This window comes from Streptomyces sp. NBC_00210 (assembly GCF_045160975.1).
Taxonomy (GTDB): domain Bacteria; phylum Actinomycetota; class Actinomycetes; order Streptomycetales; family Streptomycetaceae; genus Streptomyces.
Map to the genome: position 1 here is coordinate 5,134,369 of NZ_CP108120.1, position 25,251 is coordinate 5,159,619.

Below are 25,251 nucleotides of genomic sequence, written 5' to 3' on the forward strand. Positions count from 1 at the left end.
CCGATGGTGACCTTCGCGCAGGCGCAGGAGCGCGCGGAAGAGTGGGTGAATGGCGATGTGCCCGCGTATCAGCACCGCGAGGTGCGGGTGCGGGAGTTCGAGCTGGGCTTTGTGGTGTGGGCGGAGGACCGCGAGGGCGGTGTGCGCTCGGACGGCGGGCAGCAGCGTCTGGTGATCGCCCGGGACAGCGGTGAGGCGACGCTGTGGCCGGGGCTGCCGGTGGGTGAGGTTATTCGCCGGTACGAGGAGGAGTACGGGGCGCAGGAGGAGGCTTCGGCGGCGCCGGAGCCGCCGCAGCGGATCGATCTGAATCAGACGTCGTTCCTGTTGAGCCCGCCGGAGTGGCTCCAGGATGCGGCGGACAAGCTGGGGATCCCGGACCGGCGTTCGCCGGGGTCGGGGTCGGGGTCGGGGTCGGGGGAGTCTGTGGCCGCTTCGGGGGCGGCTGCGGCTGCGTCGGCTTCCGCGCCTTCGTCCGCGCCGACTTCATCGCCGCCTTCCGCGCCTTCGTCCGGGGCGGACTGGTCGGCTACCGCTGCAGCTTCGGGCGCAACGGGCCCCAATGCCTCGCAGGCCGGCGGGAGCTCGTCCGCGGCGGGGTCCCTGTGGCCCGAGGCCGGTTCCTTGGGTGGCGGCGCCTCGCAGGGCGGGGCCGGGTGGCCCAGCGCCGGTGGCGGCGACTACGAGCCGACGGCTTCCGACGGAGTTCCGCCGGCGCCGTCCGGGGCCACGCCGTGGACGGACACCAACGCGGCCGTCTCCGACGATGCGTCAGTGCCGTTGCCGGCGACGGTGTTCGCGCCGCCGATCTCCGGGGCCGACGACGATGACACTCCGTCGCCCGTGGTGGGCGCGGACGCGCCGACGGCGCTGATGTCGGGCGGCAGCAGCCTGCCGCGGACAACGGTCTCCCCAGCGCTGAACCAGCCTGGTCCCGGCGCCCCTTCGGGTCCTGGTGCGCCTTCCGGTCCCGGTGCTCCTTCCCGCCCGATTGCGCCCGGGGCCAGTGACATCGCGGACGCGGCGACGAGCAAGGCGGCGGTGCCGCGGCGTGGTTCGCGCGGCAGCGGTTCCACGACTCCGCCGCCACCCGGCGCTCCCGGTATTCCGGGTGCGCGGCCGGGTGCGACTCCGCCGGGCCCGCCCGGGGCTCCGGGTGCTCCCGGTGCGGCGGCCGGCTATTTGCCGACGCAGCTTGTCTCGCAGCTCGGCCCGGAGGGTTCGCAGCCGCCCGGCCCGCCCGGGGCTCCGCAGCCTCCTGGTCCGCCCGGTCCTCCTCCGGGGTCCACGCCGCCGCCGGGCGGTGGCGTGCATCATGCGGCGACGATGCTTGCGGACCCGAGTCAGATGGGTCCGGGGGCTCCCCAGCCGCCCGGCCCGCCCGGGGCTCCGCAGCCTCCTGGTCCGCCCGGGGCTCCGCAGCCTCCTGGTCCGCCCGGTCCTCCTCCGGGGTCCACGCCGCCGCCGGGCGGTGGTGTCCATCATGCGGCGACGATGCTTGCCGACCCGAGTCAGATGGGTCCGGGTCCGGGTGCGCCGCAGCCCCCCGGTCCGCCCGGAGCGCCGACGCCGCCCGGGCCGCCCGGTGGTGGCGTGCACCACGCTGCGACCATGCTCGCCGGACCCGCCCAGATGGGTCCCGGCGCTCCGCAGCCGCCCGGTCCGCCCGGTGTACCGCCCGGTGCGAATCCCGGCTCGCCGCCCGGTCCCGTACCGCATGCGCTGCAGCCCCCGCACGGCGGTCAGCCGCCCGCGTACGGCTATCCGCAGCAGCCGACCGGTCAGCCGACCGTCGGCCCCGGCTACCAGGCCGTGTTGCGCTACCGCGCGCCCGACGGCTCCGAGGCCCAGCTGATCCGCCGCTCGGCGCCCGGCACTCCGCATCCGGAGTGGCAGATCCTGCATGAGCTGCGTGCCATGAACGTGCCGCCGCAGCAGGTGCTCGAGCTGCACACCGAGCTGGAGTCGTGCGAGCTGCCCGGCGGCTACTGCGCCCGGATGATCCGGGAGACCTGGCCGCAGGTGCGGATCACCTCCGTCGCGCCGTACGGCAGGGACCACGCCAGCCGGCAGCAGGGCATGCAGCATCTGCTGACCCACCAGGGCGAGTTGCACCAGGTCGCGGACGGCCCGGCGCGCCCCGCGCCGGTGCGGGCGCCGCTGCCGCAGTTGCCGCCGGCTCCGCCGATTCCCCCGGAGGGGATCGCGCAGGAGCTGGTGGCCGCGTTCGGGCCGCAGGGCATCTGCCGGTTCGACCAGCGGGCCGTGTCGCGTCAGGGCGTGCCGGAGATCGTCGCGGCCACGCTGGTGTGGGCGGGGCTGCCGGGTGACTTCAACCCGTTCTTCTGGGCGCAGCCCGCGCAGCCGGTCGTTCCGACGCTGGCGGAGCTGGCGGCGCAGCGGCAGGTGCAGCCCGCGGCCGACGCGGGTTCGTATCTGGTGGTGGGCAGTGACTTCGGCCGGGCGATCTGCGTCCAGTACGGCACGGCGCACATCGTGGCGGTGCCGGTGGAGGCGGGCCCGGGCGGTCAGCCGGTGGCGCCGCAGTTCGTGAACAGCGGGCTGCCGGAGTTCGTCCGCTGCCTGGCGCTGCTCGGCCGGATGTGGCGGCTGCGGTTCAACCTCAACCCGGAGCAGGCCGGCCGTTGGACGGTCGACTTCCAGGCGCAGCTCGCGGCGCTGGACCCGGCGGCGCTGGCGTCGCCGGAGAGCTGGTGGTCGGTGCTGCTCGAGCAGATGTGGGACGGACTGTTGTAGCCCGGCACTCACGGATCACCGGGGCGCCCTGCCTGCTTGCGGCAGGCCGGGCGCCCCTGCCTTTTGCCCCCGATAGGTCTGATTCCGACTTCTTTCATCCCTCTTTTGATAAATGGCGCACCCCTGATCGCTGCGGCTGGTGGAGTGTCGGTTATGGGTACTTCGCTGCGATCGAGCAGGATGTGCGCCAATCGCGTTGTCTGTCGGAGAGGGGCTTGAAGGATGAGTGCTGCATCGGTGTCACCTCACGGCTTCGTCGCCGTACGTGGCCGTGGCTACCGCATGGAGGAGGCCGACGCCTATGTCACCGCACTGTCCCGGAACCGCGACGACGCGTGGGAGCGTGCCGCGCGCCTCACCGTCCTCGCGAGGGACATGGAGGCGGAGGCGGTCGGCCTGCGCGAGGTGGTCTCCGCTCTCGTCCCGCAGATGTACGAGACGCTCGGCACGCGCGCGCAGTATCTGCTGGCGGTCGCTGAGGAGGAGGCCGAGGAAGTGCGCACCGCGGCCGGGGAAGAGGCACAGGGGCTGATCGAGGCCGCCGACGCGGCGGGCCGGCAGGCGCGTGACGCGGCCCGTGAACAGGCCGAGGCGGTACGGGCGGATGCCGAGGCGCGTGTCCAGCAGATTCTGCTCGCGGCGCATGCGGAGGCCGACGAGACCCGTGTCCGGGCCCGCCGCCAGGTGAAGGAGCTGCGCGGCGAGGCGGTGGCCGCCTGGAAGGAGATGCGCCGCCGGGCCGAGGGCATGGTGGCCGAGCTGGAGCAGGAGCAGGCCGAACGCCGGGACGGGATGGAGCGTGAACTGGCGGACTGCGAGGCCGTGTTGGATGCCCACCACGCCGAGCTCACGGCCTGCGCCGAGGCCGGTCTTTCGGCGGCCGAGCGCACCCTCGCGGAGGCAAAGGAGAGCGCCCGCCACGGCCAGGAGGACGCTCAGGCGCGGGCCGCGGAGCTGATTGCCGAGGCCCGGGTCCACGAGGAGCGGATCGGGCGGGACGTGGAGCGGGCGCTGCGGCAGCACGAGGAGTCGCGCGAGGAGATGCAGGCGCACATGGCGCACATTCGCAACAGCCTGGCGGCACTGACGGGCCGGGCGGCGGCGGAGGGCTGACGGGGGTTCCGGGGTTCGGGCTGAGCGGCCGGTCCGCACGGCGGCGGAGAGCTGAGCAGCCCTCCGCCGCGGAAGGCGCTACTTCACCGAGGCGGGCGGCTCGGCCGGGACGACGGGCTTGTTCTGGCAGTCCAGGTTGTCGGCCATCACCTTGGCGGAGTGCAGCAGATGGGTGAGGTGGACGCGGGCACCGGAGTCGCCGGTGAGCGTGTCGGTCAGCTGGCCCTCGATCGGGATCTCGTTCTCCTGCTTGGCCGAGGTGCCCGGAATTTTGCACTTGACGTACACGCGGTAGCGGACCGCGCCATCGCGGTCCTTCCCGTGGACAAGCTTGACGGCGGAATTGACCGGAGTCACAGTCTGCGCGGGGCTGACTTCTGAGGCTTTGTCGAAAGAAGCGTCGAAGGGGAAGTACGAGGGCCCGTACCGGATTTCGAGCTGCCTTTCGGCATCCGCGACGTCCGTCCTCGCCAAGCAGGCGTCGGCCCGCTGGAAGGTGCGGGCTCCGCTGTCCTCCGGGCCCCAGTTCTTCACCTGCTGGTAGAACAGCGAGCGCGCCCTCTTGAGATCGTCGACGACCTTCAGACGTGCTTTGCCTCCCGTACGCTCCCTGAGCCATTTCAGTCCGGCGTCGCCCAGGAGTTCGTTGCAGGTGGCGTCGTCGGCAACGGCGTCCTTGGACGTCTCTCCGGCCTTCTCCTTCGGCTCCTTGTCCGCCGTGCAGGCGGACGCACCCAGCAGGAGGACAGCCACAGCGGTGAGCGTGAGCGTGTTTCTCATGGTTACCATCCTCGGGAGGCGCCGGTGTCGCTGAGATGCCCGCCGTTGTTGTACTGGCCCTCAGCGCGTTCAGCCAGATCGCCGACTTGCTTTTCGCTCATTCCGTGCGCCTCTGCGTAGTTCAGGAGAGGAGTCATCGCATTTCTGCGGCCGTCGTACTTGGCCTTGTCGATGCCCTCGACCGAGTCGTCGAAGTTGTCGAACTCATGGTCCTTGAGGTACTGCAACGTGTCCGTGGAGATCTGGGTGTTGATTGCGCCGCCGATCGTCTCGATGGCGAGGGGCACGGCGACCACCGCCACCGGACCGGTCGGGACGATCAAGGCGGTGGCCACACCGACACCGACGCCGGTTGCAGCCTCGCCGGCGAACTTACGCCACTCGCCCTGCTTTTCGAGTTCCAGATTCCGCCGGTCCTTGTCGTCGGCGAATTCGTGGCCGATGGCCTCGGCTCGCGCTTGGTCCAGCAGACCGTGCATCCTGACGCTTTTTACCCCGGCGTCCAGCGCGGCCTCGTGGTCGGCGCCCTGGGCGGCCATCGAGCTGGCCCCGTACACCTGCTGGGCTGTTGAAACCGTCTCGTAGGAGCCCTCGTCGGAGGCCAGGGCTCGCAGGAAGTTCTTGCTGCCCATCTCTCCGAAGTCGCGAAGGTGTTGCTCCTTGGCATGAAACAGATCATCCCTGCCGGAGGCTTCTCCAGTGCCGCCCCAGTTGGCCATTGTGTAGTCGAGGCTGTCGATATGGCCGGCCGCCATGTTCGCCAGGCTGTCGCGGATTCCGTCCTGCTTGTCGATCATGTCGGCGCTCTGATAGTGGTCCACGACGCGGTCCATGAGCAACGTGCGCTGTTCGCGCGCCGCGATCTGCTCATCGGTCTTCATCGGAGGGATGGACGGGTCCTTGTCGTCGTACGCGTACCCGAGCGTCCCCGACTCCAGCGCGTGGCCCAGGTTCTTGAACCCCGTCGTCTTCCCGTCATCGTCGGTCGGCCACTCGCGCGCGCCCTCACCGTCCTTGTTGACCAGGTAGTCCCAGTTGCTCATGGCGTCGTCGCCCTTGCCGGACGAGCCGTTGAAGAACTGCAGGGAGGCGTCCGGGTTGTGGCCGAGCGCCTCCATCAGGTTGGCGACCGGGTCACTGTCCGGCTTGGTGCCGCCGGGCGGGTATGAGAGCTGGGCAGGGTTGAAGCGGTTCTCCCAGAGCTCTTTCGGGCCGCCCAGCACCGGGTCGTCGGACTTGCGCTCGAACTCGAGCATCTTCTCGCCGTACTTGTTGAGGAAGGACGTGTCCCACTTGCCTTCAGTCATCAGCGGGCCCAGGACCTGGAAGCCGTACGGTGCGCTGGGGATGCCGCTCTTGGCCTTGATCGGATCGTCGCCCAGCTCGATCATCCGGTCCTTCCACGCCTGCATTTCAGGGGTGTCGACACGGGTGGCGTTGGCGAGGGTGATGCCCAGGTTGTCCTGCACCTTCGCGAGGATCTTCGCGCGATCGCCGTCAGGGTCCGGTGTGCGTCCCCGGCCCGGGTCAGCGAGGCTGCGCCAGAACTCGAGCGTGCCTTCGGGGCCCAGCTTGGTCGCGAACCGCTCGGCGAAGGCCGGATTGTCGCGGTGGTACTTGGAGATCTCGTTGAAGCGCTTCAGCTCGTCGTCGGTCATCCCGTCGCCCTTGGACGCGAGCTTCACCATCGCGTCGGCGTCCTCGATGCCCTGCTGCCGGTCGGCGTCCTTGAGGCCCTTGTAGCCCGTCTCGTCGAAGTCGTACTTGCTCTGGGCGTGCTTGCGCAGCGCACGCGCGGCGATCCGGTCGGTCTCGTTCGCCGCCTCCAGGATCCTGCCGACCTCGCGTGCCGCCTGGTCGACCTCTTCCTGGCTGGTCTGCTCCTTGGGGCCGCCCGGGACCTCGCGCTGCGGACCGGAGTACATCGCGCTGCCTTTTTCGTCGATGTAGACGTACTTCTTGGCCCACGTGTCGATCGTGGTCTTCAGGTCTTCCTTGTGCTTCTTCAGGTTGGCGTGGGCTTCCTCAAGGATCTTGTGGATGCTGCGGGCCTCGGTGACCATGTCGTCGAACTGGCGCGCCGTCGTGGTGGTGAACTCCTTGGTGACGGTGGCGTTGTCGCCCTTCCAGTCCGCGGCGTTTGCCTTGCGCTCCAGATCGGCGGCGTTGATGCCTCCGTCGCCCCCGTCGGCGAGCGTGACCAGCTTGTCGAGCATCTGCTTCCACTGCGTGACCGCGGTGTTCAGCTTGGTGAGATTGAGGTCCTGCAGTTCCTGGCATGTGACCATGGCGAGCTTCCCCTTTGCCCTACTTGAACTCGTCGTAGATGCGCGACACGGTCATCGTCTTGCCGTCCAGGGACTGCATCCCCGTCACGATCTTGTGCTCCTGCTTTGCATGTGTGGAGCGCGAATAGTCGAGATGGTTGGAGATGTGCGCACAGGCTTCCTTGAGCGTGGCCAGCTTGGTGCTCCAGGCGTCGTGCACTTCAAGGAGTCCGGAGCCCATGTCCAGGCCGTCGTTGAAGAGCTGATTCGAGGCCTCGAAAGTGGCTACGCGGGCGTGATCGCCATCGGTGGACAACTGCTCGCGCAGGGAGCGTGCCAGGTCGCCGAGTTTGCCCAACTCATCGTCGTGGACAGTCAGGTCGTCCTTCCCACCGCCTGATCCACCGCCCTCCGCGGGCAGTTGATTCAGCCGCGTCTGCGTCGAACTGGACTTGGCCTGCTCCCACTCGTCCCATGCCACTGGCTGCCCCCGTCGTGATCACTGCAATGTGCATGACTTCACTCCGCTCCACGGTAGACGGGTGTCGTGTGCGATTGCCAAGCGGGAAAGCCTCGGTGGTGAAAGCTTCACGGAGATCGCACAATCCCTTGGCGGACAGGAGTATCCGGCTTCGGTTCGTCGATTACGGGGAAGCGGCGCGGGGCGACGAACACCAGGACCAGCAGGGCGACTCCGGCCGCCGCTGCCGCGCCCACGTACACGTAGTCCACCGCCGCGTCCACCGCCCGCCGCAGATGGTCCGTCGCCGCGGCCGTCATCGACGACGGGTGGGCGAGCGCGTGCGCGACCGAGTCCAGGTCGCCCGTGCCGCCCAGGCGGGCGGCGAGGACGGTGTTGGCCACGGCGCCGAACAGCGCCGCGCCCACGCTCTGGCCGACCTGGCGGCAGAAGAGTACGGACGCGGTCGTCGTGCCGCGTTCCGACCAGCCGACCGTCGACTGGACGCCGACGATCAGCGGCAGTTGGAAGAGGCCCAGTGCCCCGCCGAGCAGCAGCATGATCAGGGCCGGTTGCCAGGGTTCGCCGGGGAAGGGGAGGAGGGGGAAGGCCGCGAGGATCAGGCCGGCGAGTGTGATGCCGATGATCGCCGTCCGTCGGAAGCCGATCCGGGTGTAGACCCGGTTCGACAGTGCCGCGCTGACCGGCCAGCTGAGCGTCATCACCGACAGTACGAAGCCTGCCGCGATCGGGCCGAGGCCGAGCACCGATTGTGCGTACGTCGGGAGGAAGACGGTCGGGGCCACCATCAGCAGGCCCAGCGCGCCGAGCGCCAGGTTCACCGCGGCGATGGTGCGCCGCCGCCAGACCCAGCCGGGGATGATCGGCTCCGCGGCCCGCCGTTCGATGACAACGATGACGGCGACGAGGGCCGCGCTTGCGCCGAGCAGCGCGAGTGACGGCGCGGACAGCCACGGCCAGGCGATGCCGCCCTGGACGAGTGCGGTCAGCAGGAGTGTGCCCGCCGCGAAGATGGCCAGTGCGCCGGGCCAGTCGATACGGGGGCGGGCGGCCGGTCGTGTACGGGACGGCTCGCGCAGATGGCGGGCGATCAGCCAGAGCGCGACCGCGCCCACGGGGAGGTTGATCAGGAAGATCCAGCGCCAGTCGGTGTACGAGGCGAGCAGCCCGCCGATCGCGGGCCCGGCGACGGCCGAGACCGCCCACACGGTCGACAACCTGGCCTGGATCCTGGGGCGTTCCTTCAGCGGGTAGAGGTCGGCCGCGATGGTCTGGACGGTTCCTTGCAGCGCCCCGCCGCCCAGTCCCTGGACCACGCGGAAGGCGATCAGCGCGGCCATGTTCCAGGCGGCGGCGCACAGCACCGAGCCGGCGAGGAAGAGGACGATGCCGGCGATCAGGACCGGCTTGCGGCCGAAGGTGTCGGAGAGCTTTCCGTACACGGGAAGCGTGACGGTCACGGCGAGGAGATAGCCGGAGAAGAGCCAGGAGAAGACGGTGAAGCCGCCGAGGTCGCCGACGATTTGGGGGACGACGGTGGAGACGATGGTCCCGTCGAGCGCGGCGAGCGCCATGCCGAGCATGAGCGCGGCGACGACGGGCCCACGGCGGGCGGCGTCGGCGCCGGGTGTCGCGGGTGTCGCGGGTGGCTCGGGTGCGTCGGCCGCAGGTCTCGTGCGGGCCGCGTGCCGCGGGCCGCTTCCCGGCGCGGCGGCGGCACCAGGGGCCGCCGCGGTGTCGGCAGTCCCACTGCCGGCCGCAGGCCTGGCCCCGGCGGCGGGAGTGCCGGGCGTGGTCCCCGCCGGAGCGGCCGTGGCGCGGCCCCCGCGCCGGACCTCGCCGGCGGGCGACCGACGCGGCACACGGCCCCCGCGCGCCGTGTCTGTCGGGGGCCTCGTCCGTATGCCCTCCGGATCGTCCGTGCTTCCCTCCGCGCTCACCCCAGGATCCTTTCCCCCTGCACGTATTTTCCCGGGACACCATCTCACTTGAGCCTTACGCAGGGGGAGGGTGCAGGCTCAAGCCGTGCGGATCCACCCGCAGGTGGAGTCCCCCTAGGGGCTCCTCCTTACTGATGGCCAGGGGAGGTTCGTCCCGGGGGACGAGGAGGAGGCGGGAGCGATTCCTTAGGTTGGTCTTACGGCCGCAGCTGAGGCCAACCCCACCGGGGGGTGGGGAAAACCCCCGGCCCAAGACTGCGCTGCGCACCAGCGACCCGGACCGTCTGCGCCGACAGACTCAAACCGTACGCGGCGACACTCGCTCATCACCGACATAGGAGAAATACCGTGACAACGGCTGTGACCATTCCTCGGCACGGGGGCACCGGAGGGAGTACGGCCGTTGCCGCTCGTGGGCGGCAGGTCGTCAAGGCATACGGCTCCGGGGAGACCCGTGTCGTCGCCCTCGACCATGTCGATGTCGACATCGCCCGCGGGCAGTTCACCGCGATCATGGGTCCCTCCGGGTCCGGCAAATCGACGCTGATGCACTGCCTGGCCGGCCTCGACACCGTCACCTCGGGCAAGATCTACCTCAACGAGACCGAGATCACCGGGCTCAAGGACAAGAAGCTCACGCAGCTGCGCCGGGACCGCATCGGCTTCATCTTCCAGGCCTTCAATCTGCTGCCGACGCTCAACGCCCTGGAGAACATCACCCTTCCCATGGACATCGCCGGCCGTAAGCCGGACGCCGCCTGGCTGAACCGGGTCGTCGAGACCGTGGGCCTGTCCGACCGCCTCAAGCACCGGCCCACCCAGCTCTCCGGCGGCCAGCAGCAGCGTGTCGCCGTGGCCAGGGCGCTCGCCGCCCGACCCGAGATCATCTTCGGTGACGAGCCGACCGGAAACCTCGACTCCCGCGCGGGCGCAGAGGTGCTGGGCTTCCTGCGCCGTTCGGTCGACGAGTTGGGCCAGACCATCGTGATGGTCACGCACGACCCGGTGGCCGCCTCGTACGCGGACCGGGTCCTCTACCTCGCCGACGGCCGGATAGTCGACGAGATGTTCCGGCCCACCGCCGACGCCGTACTGGACCGCATGCGCCTCTTTTCTGGGGGACACCCCCAGACCCCCAACTTCGACGGCGGGGAGCGGACGTCGTGACCGTACTCAAGACCTCCCTGCGCAACTTCCTTGCGCACAAGGGGAGAATGGCGCTCTCGGCGGTGGCGGTGCTGCTGTCCGTCGCCTTTGTTTCGGGGACGCTCGTTTTCACCGACACGATGAACGCGACGTTCGACAAGCTCTTCGCCGCGACCGCGTCCGATGTCACCGTCAGCCCCAAGGGCGCAGGCGACGACGACAACCCGCGGACCGGCAAGCCCGAGTCGCTGCCCGCCTCGCTCGTCGGGAAGGTGGCGGGGGCCAAGGGCGTGAAGTCGGCCGAGGGCTCGGTCACCAGCATGAGCGTGACCGTCGTCAACTCCCGGAACGAGAAGATGGGTTCCAGCACCGGCGCTCCGACGATCGCCGGCAACTGGAACCAGAACGACCTCAAGGCGATGGAGATCAGCTCCGGCCACGCGCCGCGCGGTCCCACCGAGGTGATGGTCGACGCCGACACCGCCGAGAAGCACCATCTGAAGCTCGGCGACGAACTGCGCACCATCTCCGTCATCGGCGACCTCACCGCCAAGATCTCCGGCATCGCCTCCTTCAAGGTCACCAACCCCGGTGCGGCGGTCGTCTACTTCGACACCCCCACCGCCCAGCGTGCACTGCTCGGCAAGGAGGGCCTGTTCACGGGCGTCTCCGTCACCGCCGCGGCGGGCGTCAGCGACGAGCAGCTCAAGCAGAACGTCGCCCAGGTGCTCGGCAGCGGCACGTACAAGCTGCAGACGGCGAAGGAGTCCGCCGACTCCAACCGCGAGGACGTCGGCTCCTTCCTCAAGGTGATGAAGTACGCGATGCTCGGCTTCGCCGGTATCGCCCTCCTCGTCGGCATCTTCCTGATCGTCAACACCTTCTCGATGCTGGTCGCCCAGCGCACCCGCGAGATCGGCCTGATGCGGGCGATCGGCTCCAGCCGCAAGCAGATCAACCGCTCCGTCCTGGTCGAGGCGCTGCTGCTCGGCATCGTCGGATCCATCGCGGGCGTCGCCGCCGGCGTGGGCCTGGCCGTGGGGCTGATGAAGCTGATGGGCTCCATGGGCATGGAGCTGTCCACCCGGGATCTGACCGTGAAGTGGACGACCCCTGCGGTCGGCCTCGTCCTCGGCATCGTCGTCACCGTCGTCGCCGCATACGTCCCGGCGCGCCGGGCCGGCAAGGTCTCCCCGATGGCCGCCCTGCGCGAGTCCGGTACGCCGGCCGACGGCAAGGCGGGCTGGATCCGGGCCGCGATCGGCCTGGTCCTCACGGGCGGTGGCGCGGCAGCGCTGCTGGTCGCCACCCAGGCCGACAAGGCGAGCGAGGGCTCGATGTTCCTCGGCCTCGGCGTGGTCCTCTCCCTCATCGGCTTCGTGGTCATCGGCCCGCTGCTCGCCGGTGTCGTGGTGAAGGCGCTCAGCGCCGTCGTACTGCGGATGTTCGGCTCGGTCGGCCGGCTCGCCGAGCGCAACGCGCTGCGCAACCCCCGTCGTACGGGAGCCACGGGCGCCGCCCTGATGATCGGCCTCGCCCTGGTGGCGTGCCTGTCGGTGGTCGGTTCCTCGATGGTCGCCTCGGCGACGCAGGAGCTCGACAAGTCGGTCGGCGCGGACTTCATCGTCCGGGCCGGCGAAGACGGCCAGACGATCGTGCCGAAGGCGCAGGAGGCCCTGGAGAAGTCCCGGTACCTCTCCCATGTCACGGAGTACAAGGAGGTCATGACCAAGCTGACCGCCCCGGACGGCAAGACCGAGGACGAAGGCCTGATCGCCGCCGACCCGACGTACGCACAGGATCTGCGCCGCGAGATGGTCGCGGGCGAGCTCTCGGCGGCGTACGGCAAGGACGCCATGTCGGTCGGTGACGCGTACGCCAAGGAGCACGGCGTCAAGGTCGGCGACAAGATCAAGGTCGCGTTCAAGAACGGCCGGACCGCCGAGCTGAAGGTGGCGGCGATCACGTCCGACGACACGAACGTCGACAAGGGCGCGATGTACACCAACATCACGACCGCCGCGCAGTACGTCCCCGCCGACAGGATGCCGAAGAACGTGATCATGTTCGCGTCGGCCCAGGACGGCAAGGAGAAGGAGGCGTACGCGGCGCTCAAGGCGTCGCTGACCAAGTATCCGCAGTACAAGGTGCAGAACCAGACCGACTTCAAGCAGGAACTGAAGGACCAGATCGGCCAGCTGCTGAACATCGTCTACGGCCTGCTGGCGCTCGCGATCATCGTCGCGGTGCTGGGTGTGGTGAACACGCTGGCCCTGTCGGTGGTCGAGCGGACCCGGGAGATCGGCCTGATGCGGGCGATCGGCCTCTCGCGCCGCCAGCTGCGCCGGATGATCCGCCTGGAGTCGGTGGTCATCGCCCTCTTCGGCGCCCTGCTCGGCCTCGGTCTGGGCATGGGCTGGGGCACGGCGGCCCAGAAGCTGCTGGCGCTGGAGGGGCTGGGGGTCCTGGAGATCCCATGGCCGACGATCATCACGGTCTTCGTGGCCTCGGCGTTCGTGGGCCTGTTCGCGGCCCTGGTCCCCGCCTTCAGGGCGGGCCGGATGAACGTACTGAACGCGATCGCCACGGAGTAGGGGCGGGGGACGTCCTGTCCGGCCGATGGCCGGCGGGCCCCGGTGAGCACATCTGTGCTCACCGGGGCCATGCACATGCCGGCCGACCGCATGTGACCTGCCGTTCCCGGCGCCCGGCGAGCGGGGTGGCGCCCGCGGCGGACGCCCGAGCCTGCCGCAGAAGGGGAACCGGACGGCGGGTGTCGCACCCACGTCGTACGCTGGAGACCCCCGGCCCGTTCGACGTGTCGGGCGGTTCGCGTTGCCCACCCCCGCCCCAGTCTCGCCCCCGGATGGAAGCCCTTCATGAGCCTGCACGGTCTGCTCGATGCCGTCGTACGTGACCCGTCGCTCGCCGAAGCGGTGAAGGCGGCGAGCGACGGTCACCGTATGCATGTCGATCTGGTCGGCCCGCCCGCCGCGCGCCCCTTCGCGGTGGCCACGCTCGCCCGCGAGACCGGCCGGCCGGTGCTGGCCGTCACGGCGACCGGGCGGGAGGCCGAGGATCTTGCGGCAGCGCTGCGTTCGCTGCTGCCCGAGGAGGGCATCGCCGAGTACCCCTCCTGGGAGACGCTGCCGCACGAGCGGCTCTCGCCCCGCTCCGACACCGTGGGCCGCCGGCTGGCCGTGCTGCGCCGGCTGACGCACCCGTCGAAGGACGACCCGAGCGCCGGGCCGGTCTCGGTGGTCGTCGCGCCGATCCGTTCCGTACTTCAGCCGCAGGTCAAGGGGCTCGGGGAGCTGGAGCCCGTGGCTCTGCGCACCGGGCAGCAGGCCGATCTGAACGAGGTTGTGGACGGCCTCGCGGCCGCCGCGTACTCCCGGGTCGAACTGGTGGAGAAGCGCGGCGAGTTCGCCGTACGCGGCGGCATCCTCGATGTCTTCCCGCCGACCGAGGAGCACCCCCTTCGGGTGGAGTTCTGGGGCGACGACGTGGAAGAGATCCGCTATTTCAAGGTCGCGGACCAGCGTTCGCTGGAGGTCGCCGAGCACGGGCTGTGGGCGCCGCCCTGCCGCGAGCTGCTGCTGACCGAGGACGTACGGCAGAGGGCCGCGGCCCTCGCCGCAGCGCACCCCGAGCTGGGCGAGCTGCTCGGCAAGATCGCCGAGGGCATCGCGGTCGAGGGCATGGAGTCCCTCGCACCGGTCCTCGTCGACGACATGGAGCTGCTGCTCGACGTGCTGCCCGAGGGCTCCATGGCCGTGGTCTGCGACCCGGAGCGGGTACGCACCCGGGCGGCGGACCTGGTGGCCACCAGCCAGGAATTCCTCCAGGCGTCCTGGGCCGCGACCGCCGGCGGAGGCTCGGCCCCGATCGACGTCGGCGCGGCCTCGCTGTGGGGGATCGCCGATGTCCGGGACCGGGCGCGCGAGCTCGGCATGATGTGGTGGTCGGTGTCCCCCTTCGCGGCGGACGAGGAGCTGGCGGACGACACGATCAAGCTGGGGATGCACGCCCCGGAGGTGTACCGCGGCGACACGGCCCGCGCGCTTGCCGACACCAAGGGCTGGCTGGCGGACGGCTGGCGCACGGTGTTCGTGACGGAGGCGCACGGCCCCGCGGCCCGCACCGTCGAGGTGCTGGGCGGCGAGGGAGTCCCGGCACGCCTGGTCGCTGAGCTCGGCGAGATCTCGCCGTCCGTCGTCCATGTCGCCTGCGGCTCCATCGACTACGGCTTCGTGGACCCGGCGCTCAGGCTGGCCGTGCTCACGGAGACGGATCTCTCCGGCCAGAAGGCGGCCGGCAAGGACGGCCAGCGGATGCCCACCCGGCGCCGCAAGACGATCGACCCGCTCACCCTTGAGACGGGCGACTACATCGTGCACGAGCAGCACGGTGTGGGCCGCTACATCGAGATGGTGCAGCGCACCGTCCAGGGCGCCACGCGTGAGTACCTGCTGGTGGAGTACGCGCCGGCGAAGCGCGGCCAGCCCGGCGACCGGCTGTACATCCCCACGGACCAGCTGGAGCAGGTCACCAAGTACGTCGGCGGCGAGGCCCCGACGCTGCACCGGCTCGGCGGCGCGGACTGGACGAAGACGAAGGCGCGCGCCAAGAAGGCCGTGAAGGAGATCGCTGCCGACCTCATCAAGCTGTACTCCGCCCGGATGGCCGCGCCAGGCCATGCCTTCGGCGCGGACACCCCCTGGCAGCGGGAGCTGGAGGACGCCTTCGCGTACGTGGAGACCCCCGACCAGCTGAGCACCATCGCCGAGGTCAAGGAGGACATGGAGAAGACGGTCCCGATGGACCGCCTGATCTGCGGCGACGTCGGTTACGGAAAGACGGAGATCGCGGTACGGGCCGCGTTCAAGGCCGTCCAGGACGGCAAGCAGGTCGCGGTCCTGGTCCCGACGACCCTGCTCGTGCAGCAGCACTTCGGCACGTTCTCCGAGCGCTACTCCCAATTCCCGGTGAACGTACGGGCGTTGTCCCGCTTCCAGTCCGACGCGGAGGCGAAGGCGACGCTGGAGGGGCTGCGCGACGGCGCGGTCGACATCGTGATCGGCACGCACCGCCTCTTCTCCGCCGAGACCACGTTCAAGGACCTGGGTCTGGTGATCGTCGACGAGGAGCAGCGCTTCGGTGTCGAGCACAAGGAGCAGCTGAAGAAGCTCCGCGCGAACGTCGACGTGCTGACGATGTCCGCGACACCGATCCCCCGTACGTTGGAGATGGCGGTCACCGGCATCCGCGAGATGTCCACGATCACGACGCCCCCGGAGGAGCGGCACCCTGTCCTCACCTTCGTCGGCCCGTACGAGGAGAAGCAGCTCGGCGCGGCCATCCGCCGTGAACTGCTGCGTGAGGGCCAGGTCTTCTACATCCACAACCGTGTGGAGTCGATCGACCGGGCCGCGGCCCGGCTTCGCGACATCGTGCCCGAGGCCCGCATCGCGACCGCGCACGGCCAGATGCCCGAGTCGGCGCTCGAACAGGTCGTGGTGGACTTCTGGGAGAAGAAGTTCGATGTCCTGGTCTCCACCACCATCGTGGAGTCCGGCATCGACATCTCCAACGCGAACACCCTGATCGTGGAGCGCGGCGACAACTTCGGTCTCTCGCAGCTGCACCAGCTGCGAGGCCGCGTGGGCCGTGGCCGCGAGCGCGGTTACGCCTACTTCCTCTACCCGCCGGAGAAGCCCCTCACCGAGACCGCCCACGAGCGTCTCGCGACGATCGCCCAGCACACCGAGATGGGCGCGGGCATGTATGTCGCGATGAAGGACCTGGAGATCCGCGGAGCGGGCAACCTCCTGGGCGGGGAACAGTCCGGCCACATCGCGGGCGTCGGCTTCGACCTGTACATCCGCATGGTGGGCGAGGCGGTCGCCGACTACCGCGCCGCGGTCGAGGGCGGCGTGGAGGAGGAGCCCCCGCTCGAGGTCAAGATCGAGCTCCCGGTCGACGCGCATGTCCCGCACGACTACGCGCCGGGCGAGCGGCTGCGCCTGCAGGCCTACCGCGCGATCGCCTCGGCGAACAGCGAGGAGGACATCAAGGCGGTCCGCGAAGAACTCACCGACCGCTACGGCAAGCTCCCCGAGCCCGTCGAGAACCTGCTGCTGGTGGCGGGCCTGCGGATGCTGGCCCGCGCCTGCGGAGTGGGCGAGATCGTGCTCCAGGGGCCGAACATCCGCTTCGCGCCGGTGGAGTTGAGGGAGTCGCAGGAGCTGCGGCTGAAGCGCCTGTATCCGCGTACGGTGATCAAGCCGGCGGTGCACCAGGTCCTGGTGCCGCGCCCGACGGCGGGGAAGATCGGCGGCAAGCCGGTGGTGGGGCGTGAACTGCTGGCGTGGACGGGGGAGTTCCTGACCACGATCCTGGGGTCGTAGCGCCTTCGGCCCTGTCCGGCCGATCTTGCCGGGCTCGCGATTCAAAGACCTTGCCGTCGAAGTGAGTTCGCGTCAGCTCTTTGCCGTACCCCTCGACCAGGATGAGGCTGATCCGGTCGCCGTGGAGGCGTGCCAATGCCGGTCAGCCCGGCGGGGCCTTGAAGGTCAGGCCGGTCAGGGCCCGGAACACCTCCTCGGGGTCGCGGTCGCCCACCGGCCGGTCCAGGTTGTGGCTCAGCAGCAGCGTGGCGAAGCCGTGGGCGATCGACCAGGCCGCGATGCCCATCAGGCCGGTGTCCTCGGCGGGGTTGCGGTCCGCGACTGACGCGCGGAGTTCCTCCGCGGCCCGGGCCTTGGCTGCCAGGAGTTCCGGGTCGTCGGGGCGGTACAGGTCCGGCTGGAACATCACCTGGAAGTGCGCGGGGTGCTCGACCGCGAAACGGACGTAGTGCACGCCTCGTTCGCGAAGGTCGGGCGCGCCCGCGAGGGAGGCGGCCAGGCGGTCGTAGCCCTCCGTCGCGATCGCTGTGAGCAGGCCGGCCCGGTCCTTGAAGTGGTGTGCGGGGGCCGCGTGCGAGACGCCCGCGCGGCGGGCCAGGTCGCGCAGGCTCAGGGCGGACGGCCCTTCGGTGGTGATGACGTCGAGGGCGGCGGTCAGGACGGCCTGCCGCAGATCGCCGTGGTGGTAGGTGCGCTGGCTCATGAGTTCAGGCTACGCGAAATCTAGGCATTGACAAGTTCGACGCGAGGGAGCAATCTAGTCGATGTCAAGATGGCGACGGGTTGAGGAGAAGGACATGTCGGAGCAGCTTGAGCTGGGCAAGGTCCGCCAGATGTGGCATCTGCTGGAGCCCCTGCACGCCGTGCTCTACTACGCGCCGGAGGCCTTCGAGGAGGCCGCCGCCCTCGGCTACAAGACCGATGAACGCTGGCCGAGTTACTTCGCCTGGCGTGCCGCGCCGCTCGGCGCGGCCGGGGCGGAGCGGGTGACCTCGGCGTTCTACAGCTTCAGCCCGCGGATGGTGGAGCAGTACGTCCCCGCCGTCTGGGACATCGCCTCGCCCGGCGCCGTACTCGACGCACGACTGCGGGCCGTCGACCGCACCTACCGGAAGGTTTTCGGGGAGCGGGTGGACACACCCGAGACCGCCGAGGCGGCCGCGCTTCTGCGTCGTGCGGCCGAGGCCGCGAACCCGGCCGGGCGGCCGCTGGCCGCCGGCAACGCCGAGCTCGCCTGGCCCGACGAGCCGCATCTGGTGCTCTGGCAGGCCGCGACGATCCTGCGCGAGCACCGCGGTGACGGTCATCTCGCCGCGCTGCTGACCGCGGGGCTCGACCCCGTCGAGTCGCTCGTCTCCTTCGCGGCCATCGGCGCGGCCTCTGTGGAGAGGTTCGCGAGCCGCGGCTGGAGCGATCAGGAGTGGGGCGCGGCACGTGAACGGCTCGTCGCGCGCGGCCTGTTGGACGCGGACGGCACGGCCACAGCGGCCGGGCGCGAACTGCGTGCCGAGGTCGAGCGGCGTACGGACGAACTGGCCGCCGCACCCTGGGCGGCACTCGGGCCCGCGGACCGGGACCGGCTCACGGACCTGCTCGGGACGCTGTGGGTCGAGGTGCTGAGCGCCGGTGTGCTGCCCGCCGAGACGACCCTCGGCATCGGCAAGGTGTGAGGCCCGGGCCGGCGAAAAGCCTGCGAATGCGACACCGCCCGCGGGGGCCGGCTCGGCTCCGCGGGCGGTGCGTGTGCGTATGTATCTGATGCCTCGGTCTGCTGATGTCGCCTCCGGTGGGTGGGAGGCCTCTGCTCGGGCCTGTGCGTTTTCGACGCTACGCCCGCCCTGCGCATCCCGCGCGCCGGACAACGGACTTGGGCTCAGTAAGGTACGACGGTGGACAGACTCGGGGTACGAATATCGCGTGCGCTCTCGGCCGCGCTGGTCGCCGTCGCCGTGCTCACCGGCTGCGACGGAGCGGGACTCGACGGAAACGGACTCGGCGGAGGCGGACGCCCGGACAGCTCGACGCCCGGTGACTCCGCCGCCACCGGCACCTCCCCGTTGGCCAACCCCGACGGTACGAAGCCCGGCCTCGGGGCCCTCACCTCCGAGCAGGACCGCGCCGCCGCCCGTCGGCTGATCGAGAAGGTGGCCACCAAGGGGCGTGGTCCCAAAACCGGTTATGCCCGCGACCGCTTCGGCCACGCCTGGATGGACACCGCCGACGGTGTGCCGCTCGCCCGCAACGGCTGTGACACGAGGAACGATCTGCTCGCCCGCGACGGCCGGAAGCTGCGTTACCGCTCTGGATCGGACTGCGTCGTCATCGCGATGACGCTCAACGACCCGTACACCGGCACCGTCATCGACTGGAAGAAGCAGAAGGCATCGGCGGTCCAGATCGACCATGTCGTGCCGCTCTCCTACGGCTGGCAGATGGGTGCGGCCCGCTGGGACAGGGCGAAGCGGCAGCAGCTCGCCAACGATCCGCTGAATCTGCTGCCCGTCGAGGGCTCCGCGAACAGCTCGAAGAGCGACTCGGGTCCGGCGTCCTGGCTGCCCCCGAACAAGCGGATCCGCTGCTCGTACGCGGTACGGCTCTCGCAGGTGGCGCTCAAGTACGGCCTGCCGGTGACGGCGGCGGACAAGAGGGCGATGCTCACGCAGTGCGGCGGCTGAATCAGGCCGTGCCGGGGGAACGGGCCGTGCCGTGGGACGAGCCGTGCCGCGGGAACAAGCCGTCCCGGGGGAAGAACCCGTGCCGGGGGAACGAGAAGAGGCCGCCCTTGGAGGCGGCCTCTTCGCCCGAGGGGCGGCGGGGGGTCAGAGCGTCAGCTCCCACTGGGAGGCGTCGTACGAGATGCCGGGGCTGATCTCGACCGTGAGGATCTTGGCTTCGGCCGGGGCGTCGAAGGCGAACTTCACCGTGGCCTTCTTTCCGGGCAGGATCTTGCCGTTGAAGCCGTCGCCGACCCCTTCGTCGAAGATCTGCTCGGCCTTGACGCCGTCCTTGCCGGCGCGCGCCTCGGCGGTCGCCAGGGTGGCGTCGAACGTCTCCTTGCCCGCGTTCTCGATGAGGACGGTCACCACATAGGCCTTGTGGCCCTTGGTGTGCCCGACGGCGAAATCGTTGGGGGTGAAGTCCTTGGGCGCGGAGACGGTGACCTGAAGGTCGTCGTCGTAGATGGACGTGTCGCCCGCCGCGAGGGTTTCGGCCGGGTCGGCCTTGTCGTCGCTCTTGGGCTTCTCGGCCGTGTCGGCCTTGCCCTTGTCGCTCTTTGCGGCGGCCGGCGCCTTCGACGCCGTGGTGCCCGAGGTGGCCTTGTTGATCTCGTCCACCGCGTCGCCCACGGCCTTGAAGGTGATGACCGCACCGACGATCGAGAGGATCAGCGCGACCAGTCCGAGGATCGCGCCGGTCGTGGTCACACCCTTGTTGGCGGCCTCGCCGCGCTTGACGCGGCCGCGGCCCACCAGGCCCAGGATCAGGGCGATCAGGCCGAGGATGCCGGCCAGCCAGAAGAAGAAGGGGATCAGGCCGGAGACGGTGCCGATGATCCCGAGCACCAGAGCGGCCGTGCCGAGCCCGCCCCGCAGCTGCTGCGGGGCCGGCGCGTAGGGGGCCGCGCCGGGCGGCTGCTGCGGGTCGTACTGGGGCTGCTGCGTGGAGTGGGACATGGGTGCCCTCCCGGACGTGGAGTGTGGTCGGGACCGTGTCATGGGCCCCGTTCAGCGTGCCGTTGCGGCGACGAGTTAATGAGAGCAGAGCCTGTGAACCGAGTCAACGTGCGTCACGGAATCGTGATTCGCTCACGCTGTGAAGGGGTTTCTCCTGTGCGCGCCGCTATGCTCGGCCACACAACAGGCAAGTGCAGATCAGCGCTTACGCGAGGGAGCCAGCCAGGTGCCGGAGAAATCGAGCGAGGTGACCGCGGCCTCAATCGCCCGGCTTGCGGGAGTCGGACGCGCCGCGGTCAGCAACTGGCGGCGCCGTCATGCCGACTTCCCGAAGCCGGTCGGCGGCACGGAGACGAGCCCTTCGTTCGCTCTCGCCGAGGTCGAGCAGTGGCTCCGTGACCAGGGAAAGCTCGCCGAAGTCCCGCTCCGTGAAAGGGTTTGGCAACAGCTGTCCGGTCATCTCGCGGGACCCGTACCGGCGTTGGTGCAGGCGGGCTGCACGCTGCTGCTCGTGAGGGACCGTCACCCGGCCTGGCTGGAGCTGGCCGCGGTCTCGGACGAGCGCCTGGCGAAGCTGCTGCCCGGCGCGCTGGAGCAGGTGCTCACGGCGCGCTTCGGAGAGGATGCGGTCGCGCTCTTCACGGAAGTGTTCACAGCGCACGCGAGCTCGGTGACGCGCCCGGAACTGTTCACAGAGTCGGCGGGCTCCCGGCCGGAGGCCTCGCTGCAGGCGTCCGTGCCCTTCCTGCGTGGTGTCGCCGAGCTGGCCGCCGAACTCGGCGCCCGCCAGGCCTTCGAGTTTCTGCTGGGGCGCTACCTCGATGCCAACCCGCGGCAGTACACGCTCACTCCGCCCGGGCCCGCCGCGCTCATGGCCGCGCTCGCCGGAGCCGGAGCCCGTGTCGTGCTCGATCCCGCTGCCGGGACCGGGACGCTGCTGCGAGCCGTCGAGCGGCCCGCCGAGCTGTATGCGCAGGACGCCGACCCCGACCTCGCCGCGCTCACCGGTTTGCGCCTCGCCCTGCACTGCGACGCCACCGTGCGCGCCCGCGCGGGCGACACCCTGCGCGGCGACGCGTTCCCGAAGCCCGCCTTCGACGCCGTGCTCTGCCACCCGCCGTTCAACGAACGCAACTGGGGGCACGACGAACTCGCCTACGACCCCCGCTGGGAGTACGGCTTCCCGGCCCGCACCGAGTCCGAACTGGCCTGGGTCCAGCACGCGCTGGCCCGGCTGCGCCCCGGCGGCGCCGCCGTCCTGCTGATGCCGCCCGCCGCCGCGTCCCGCCGTTCCGGCCGCCGGATCCGCGCCGGGCTGCTGCGCCGCGGTGCGCTGCGGGCCGTCGTCGCCCTGCCCGCCGGGGCCGCGCCCCCGTACGGCATCCCCCTGCACATCTGGGTGCTGCGCAAGCCCGACCCCGGCCGGCCGGCCCCGCCCGAGCTGCTGTTCGTCGACACCGCGGAGCACGCCGGGGCGGGCGGCGGCCGCGACAAGCTCGACTGGCAGGCCGTCCACGACGCCGTACTCGACGCCTGGCAGCCTTTCGAGAAGCACGGCACGGCCGAGGAGCAGCCGGGCGTCAGCCGCTCGGTCCCCGTCATCGAACTCCTCGACGACGACGTGGACCTGGCCCCCGCCCGGCATCTGCCGCCCCCCGCCGCGGGCGGCGGCGCGGCCGAGCTGCTGCGGGTGCGGGACCGGCTCGCCGAAACCCTCCGGCTGGCCGGAGAGCTCACCCCTGCGCCCGCCGCCCACGCGGAGCCCGCGCCCTGGCCCGCCACCACCGTCGGCGAACTGGCCCGCGCGGGCGCTCTGGTGCTCAGCGCCGGTGGCACGGGCAGCACGAGCGGCACGGGCGGCACGAGCGGCACGGGCAGTACGAGCGGCGCGGGCAGCACGCGCAGTACGAGCGCCGAGACCGTGCCCGTGCCCGTACTCACCGAGCAGGACGTGCTCTCCGGCACCGCACCCTCGGGCACGCTCCCCGAAGGCCCCGACGAGGAGCCCGTACGCGTCGAAGAGGGCGATGTCGTCGTGCCCGTGCTCGGCGGCGGATCCGTCGTACGCGTCATCGACGAGGCCACCGCAGGAGCGGCCCTGGGCCGAAACCTCCAGCTGCTGCACCCCGATCCGGCCGCGCTCGACCCCTGGTTCCTCGCCGGCTTCCTGCGCGGCACCGCCAACACCCGGCAGGCCAGCAGCTATGCGTCCACCTCGACCCGGCTGGACGTACGCCGACTGCAGCTGCCCCGGCTGCCGCTCGCCGACCAGCAGCGCTACGGTGAACGCTTCCGCGCACTGGCCGCGTTCGAGGACGCGCTCAGGCAGGCCGGGCGGCTCGGCGAGCAGCTGGTCCAGGGGCTGTACGACGGTCTGGCGGACGGCAGTCTCACGGCGTGACCGGTTCGACAACGGTTCCGTACAACCCCGCAGCCGTCGTCGGTGTCGGTGTATACGCTCGTTCTCGCAAACCGCCTCGTCCCCAGGCCTTCAGGAGCACCAATGCATGGCCCCGGCTATATGCCGCCGCAGTCTCCGCGCGACATACCGACGTCGGTGATCGTGCTGCGGGTGCTCTTTGCGATACTCCCCGTCTTCAGCTGCGGGATGCTGGCCTGGGGCACGATGCTGCGGCTCGCGCTCGTCACCCGGCGCGCGCTCGACTGGGTGCTCTTCGCAGTGGTGCTGGTCTCCTTCATGGCCTGCTTCGGCACGTTGCTGTCGGACCCCACCGAAAACCTGACCATGACCCGGTCGGACGTGTCGATCGGCATCATGCTCGCTGTTGCCTTGGCTGTGGTGCCCTACTTCCTGTACACGGACATCAAGCACTTCGCTTCCCGGGTCGTGCAGCCGCACTACGGGCCCACCGTGCCCTACGGCCTGCCGCCGCAGGCACAGCCGCTGCCGCCGAAGCCGCCCGTGGCCGGATACGGATACCCGACGGTCCCGCCCCCGCCCCGGCCGCAGCCCCAGCCCCAGCCCCAGCAGCAGTCGGAGGCCGCCCAGCCTCAGCCGCACTCCCCGTCCGACAAGCCCCGCATCGACCAGGTCCGTGCCGAGCTCGACGAGCTCAGTGACTACCTGCGCAAGGAGCAGGACCGGGGGCAGGGCCGGTGAACGGACGCGTCATAGCGAACCGTTACGAGCTCTCCGCCGTCATCGGCCAGGGCGGCATGGGCCAGGTCTGGACCGGATACGACGGCCGTCTCGACCGCCGCGTCGCCGTCAAGCTGCTCCGCCCCGACCGCATGGCCGCCGCCACCGCCGCCGACGAGATGCGCCGCCGGTTCGTGCGCGAGTGCCGGGTCACCGCCCAGGTCTCGCACCCCGGCCTGGTCACCGTCCACGACGCGGGCAGCGACGGGGACGACCTCTATCTCGTCATGCAGTACGTCGAGGGCGCGGACCTCGCCGACCATCTCGCCGAGCACGAGCCGTACCCCTGGACGTGGACCGCCTCCGTCGCCGCACAGCTGTGCGCGGTGCTCGCCGCCGTGCACGCCGTGCCGATCGTCCACCGCGACCTCAAGCCGCGGAATGTGATGGTCAAGCCCGACGGCACGGTCACCGTCCTCGACCTCGGCGTCGCGTCCGTCATCGATGTGGACACCACCCGCCTCACCCACACCGGATCACCCATCGGCAGCCCCGCCTACATGGCCCCCGAGCAGGCGATGGGCGGCGCGGTCGGCCCGTACACCGACCTCTACGCCCTCGGCGTGCTGATGCACGAACTGCTCAGCGGGAACGTCCCGTTCGCGGGCTCCACCGCCCTCGGCGTGCTGCACCGCCACCTCTACGAGCCGCCGCTCCCGGTCCGCCAGCTGCGCCCGGAGATACCCGAGCCGCTCGAAGCTCTCGTCCTGCGGCTGCTCGCCAAGGACCCGCAGCACCGCCCGTCCGGCGCGCAGGAGGTGTACGAGGCGCTGGTGCCGCTGCTGCCGAGCCGCGGTGCGCCCGGGCGGAGTCCCGGGGGAGGGCCGCTCGATCCGACCCGCCCCTTCCTGCGCCCGCACGCCCCCTGGCCGGACCGCGTGGCGACCCCGCCGCCGCCCGCCGCGCCCCCGGAGCCGGCCGCGCCCCGCCCGGATGTCGCGGCCGCCGTCGACGAGGCCAAGCGTCTCCTCGGCGAGGGCAGCATCACCCAGGCCGTGGACATCCTCGGCGGGATCCTCCCGGCGGCCGCCGCCGAGCACGGCGAGCACTCCCCGGTGGTGCGGATCCTGCGCAAGCAGTACGCGGCGACGCTGCTGGACGACGGGCAGTACCGGCGTGCGCTGCCCGAGCTGCGGCGGCTCGCCGACGACCGGACCGCCGAGGCGGGCCCGGCCGACCCGCAGACACTGCACTACCGCTACGACGCCGCGCAGTGCCTGGAGCAGCTGGGCGAGCCGGCCGCCGCGCTCGCGGAGTACCGGGCCGTGCTGCCGTACTACGAGAGCCGGCAGGCCGCCGATCCCGCCCGCGCCTTCGACGTGCGCCACCGCATCGGGAATCTGCTGCTCGCGGTGGGCGATCACACGGCGGCGTGGCGGCAGCTTCAGGGACTGCTCCACGACGCTGAGCGTGCGTACGGGCCGTACCACCCGCTGCCGGTCGAACTGCGTCGTGCGCTCGAGAGGCAGCAGCAGTTCAACGGCGGCGGATCACATCCGGGCGTACCCCTGCGCTGACAGCTT

General features: G+C 70.7%; 16 protein-coding genes. 10 read left to right on the forward strand and 6 right to left on the reverse strand.

Features of this window, described 5'->3' with window-relative positions; genetic code table 11:
* The first annotated feature begins 3 nt into the window (after positions 1 to 3).
* A complete protein-coding gene (locus tag OG729_RS23345) occupies positions 4 to 2,757 on the forward strand; it encodes an SUKH-4 family immunity protein (protein WP_405807974.1) in 2,754 nt (917 codons plus the stop codon).
* Positions 2,758 to 2,979: 222 nt separating this feature from the next.
* Entirely contained in the window at positions 2,980 to 3,870 is an 891-nt protein-coding gene (locus OG729_RS23350; protein ID WP_405807975.1) for a cellulose-binding protein, read from the forward strand.
* 78 nt (positions 3,871 to 3,948) lie between these two features.
* Here OG729_RS23350 and OG729_RS23355 read toward each other — a convergent pair whose 3' ends face one another.
* The 4 genes from OG729_RS23355 to OG729_RS23370 all read right to left on the reverse strand — a co-directional run bounded on the left by OG729_RS23355 (position 3,949) and on the right by OG729_RS23370 (position 9,338).
* Positions 3,949 to 4,650, reverse strand: coding sequence for a hypothetical protein (locus tag OG729_RS23355; protein ID WP_405807976.1), 702 nt, complete (start codon positions 4,648 to 4,650; stop codon positions 3,949 to 3,951).
* A 2-nt stretch (positions 4,651 to 4,652) separates the two neighbouring features.
* On the reverse strand, positions 4,653 to 6,938 hold the full coding sequence (locus OG729_RS23360) for a DUF6571 family protein (RefSeq protein WP_405807977.1): 2,286 nt from the start codon (positions 6,936 to 6,938) through the stop codon (positions 4,653 to 4,655).
* A 19-nt stretch (positions 6,939 to 6,957) separates the two neighbouring features.
* Positions 6,958 to 7,398 (reverse strand): hypothetical protein, encoded by a 441-nt coding sequence (locus OG729_RS23365; RefSeq protein ID WP_404724817.1) that lies wholly within the window; start codon positions 7,396 to 7,398, stop codon positions 6,958 to 6,960.
* A 107-nt stretch (positions 7,399 to 7,505) separates the two neighbouring features.
* Complete coding sequence (locus OG729_RS23370) at positions 7,506 to 9,338, reverse strand: MFS transporter (protein WP_405807978.1); 1,833 nt, start codon at positions 9,336 to 9,338, stop codon at positions 7,506 to 7,508.
* A gap of 348 nt (positions 9,339 to 9,686) precedes the next feature.
* Between OG729_RS23370 and OG729_RS23375 the strand changes: the two genes are divergently transcribed.
* The 3 genes from OG729_RS23375 to mfd all read left to right on the forward strand — a co-directional run bounded on the left by OG729_RS23375 (position 9,687) and on the right by mfd (position 16,894).
* Complete coding sequence (locus OG729_RS23375) at positions 9,687 to 10,505, forward strand: ABC transporter ATP-binding protein (RefSeq protein WP_405807979.1); 819 nt, start codon at positions 9,687 to 9,689, stop codon at positions 10,503 to 10,505.
* Positions 10,502 to 13,078 carry an ABC transporter permease gene (locus OG729_RS23380; protein ID WP_405807980.1) on the forward strand — a complete coding sequence of 859 codons (2,577 nt, stop codon included), beginning with the start codon at positions 10,502 to 10,504 and terminating at the stop codon, positions 13,076 to 13,078. The genes OG729_RS23375 and OG729_RS23380 overlap by 4 nt, the downstream gene beginning before the upstream one ends.
* A gap of 285 nt (positions 13,079 to 13,363) precedes the next feature.
* Positions 13,364 to 16,894, forward strand: coding sequence for a transcription-repair coupling factor (gene mfd, locus OG729_RS23385; protein ID WP_405807981.1), 3,531 nt, complete (start codon positions 13,364 to 13,366; stop codon positions 16,892 to 16,894).
* A gap of 142 nt (positions 16,895 to 17,036) precedes the next feature.
* Here the strand turns inward: mfd and OG729_RS23390 are convergent, their stop codons facing one another.
* Positions 17,037 to 17,597 (reverse strand): TetR/AcrR family transcriptional regulator, encoded by a 561-nt coding sequence (locus OG729_RS23390; RefSeq protein WP_360881739.1) that lies wholly within the window; start codon positions 17,595 to 17,597, stop codon positions 17,037 to 17,039.
* A 94-nt stretch (positions 17,598 to 17,691) separates the two neighbouring features.
* On the opposite strand from OG729_RS23390, the gene OG729_RS23395 reads away from it, so the two are divergent.
* Entirely contained in the window at positions 17,692 to 18,564 is an 873-nt protein-coding gene (locus OG729_RS23395) for an SCO6745 family protein (RefSeq protein ID WP_405807982.1), read from the forward strand.
* A 219-nt stretch (positions 18,565 to 18,783) separates the two neighbouring features.
* Positions 18,784 to 19,569 (forward strand): HNH endonuclease family protein, encoded by a 786-nt coding sequence (locus OG729_RS23400; RefSeq protein WP_360881735.1) that lies wholly within the window; start codon positions 18,784 to 18,786, stop codon positions 19,567 to 19,569.
* Positions 19,570 to 19,713: 144 nt separating this feature from the next.
* Here the strand turns inward: OG729_RS23400 and OG729_RS23405 are convergent, their stop codons facing one another.
* Positions 19,714 to 20,568 carry a DUF4352 domain-containing protein gene (locus tag OG729_RS23405; protein WP_405807983.1) on the reverse strand — a complete coding sequence of 285 codons (855 nt, stop codon included), beginning with the start codon at positions 20,566 to 20,568 and terminating at the stop codon, positions 19,714 to 19,716.
* 226 nt (positions 20,569 to 20,794) lie between these two features.
* Here OG729_RS23405 and OG729_RS23410 point away from each other — a divergent pair, with 226 nt between their 5' ends.
* From OG729_RS23410 to OG729_RS23420, 3 genes are all read left to right on the forward strand, one after another.
* Entirely contained in the window at positions 20,795 to 22,969 is a 2,175-nt protein-coding gene (locus OG729_RS23410; RefSeq protein ID WP_405807984.1) for an N-6 DNA methylase, read from the forward strand.
* 102 nt (positions 22,970 to 23,071) lie between these two features.
* Positions 23,072 to 23,689, forward strand: coding sequence for a hypothetical protein (locus OG729_RS23415; RefSeq protein ID WP_405807985.1), 618 nt, complete (start codon positions 23,072 to 23,074; stop codon positions 23,687 to 23,689).
* Complete coding sequence (locus OG729_RS23420) at positions 23,686 to 25,245, forward strand: protein kinase domain-containing protein (RefSeq protein ID WP_405807986.1); 1,560 nt, start codon at positions 23,686 to 23,688, stop codon at positions 25,243 to 25,245. Before OG729_RS23415 ends, OG729_RS23420 begins: the two co-directional genes overlap by 4 nt.
* Positions 25,246 to 25,251: the final 6 nt, after the last annotated feature.

Coding starts and splice junctions, on each gene's coding strand:
- mfd (WP_405807981.1), top strand. CDS start 13,364: ATGAGCCTGCACGGTCTGCTCGATGCCGTCGTACGTGACCCGTCGCTC.
- OG729_RS23390 (WP_360881739.1), bottom strand. CDS start 17,597: ATGAGCCAGCGCACCTACCACCACGGCGATCTGCGGCAGGCCGTCCTG.
- OG729_RS23355 (WP_405807976.1), bottom strand. CDS start 4,650: ATGAGAAACACGCTCACGCTCACCGCTGTGGCTGTCCTCCTGCTGGGT.
- OG729_RS23395 (WP_405807982.1), top strand. CDS start 17,692: ATGTCGGAGCAGCTTGAGCTGGGCAAGGTCCGCCAGATGTGGCATCTG.
- OG729_RS23360 (WP_405807977.1), bottom strand. CDS start 6,938: ATGGTCACATGCCAGGAACTGCAGGACCTCAATCTCACCAAGCTGAAC.
- OG729_RS23345 (WP_405807974.1), top strand. CDS start 4: ATGGTGACCTTCGCGCAGGCGCAGGAGCGCGCGGAAGAGTGGGTGAAT.
- OG729_RS23405 (WP_405807983.1), bottom strand. CDS start 20,568: ATGTCCCACTCCACGCAGCAGCCCCAGTACGACCCGCAGCAGCCGCCC.
- OG729_RS23350 (WP_405807975.1), top strand. CDS start 2,980: ATGAGTGCTGCATCGGTGTCACCTCACGGCTTCGTCGCCGTACGTGGC.
- OG729_RS23415 (WP_405807985.1), top strand. CDS start 23,072: ATGCATGGCCCCGGCTATATGCCGCCGCAGTCTCCGCGCGACATACCG.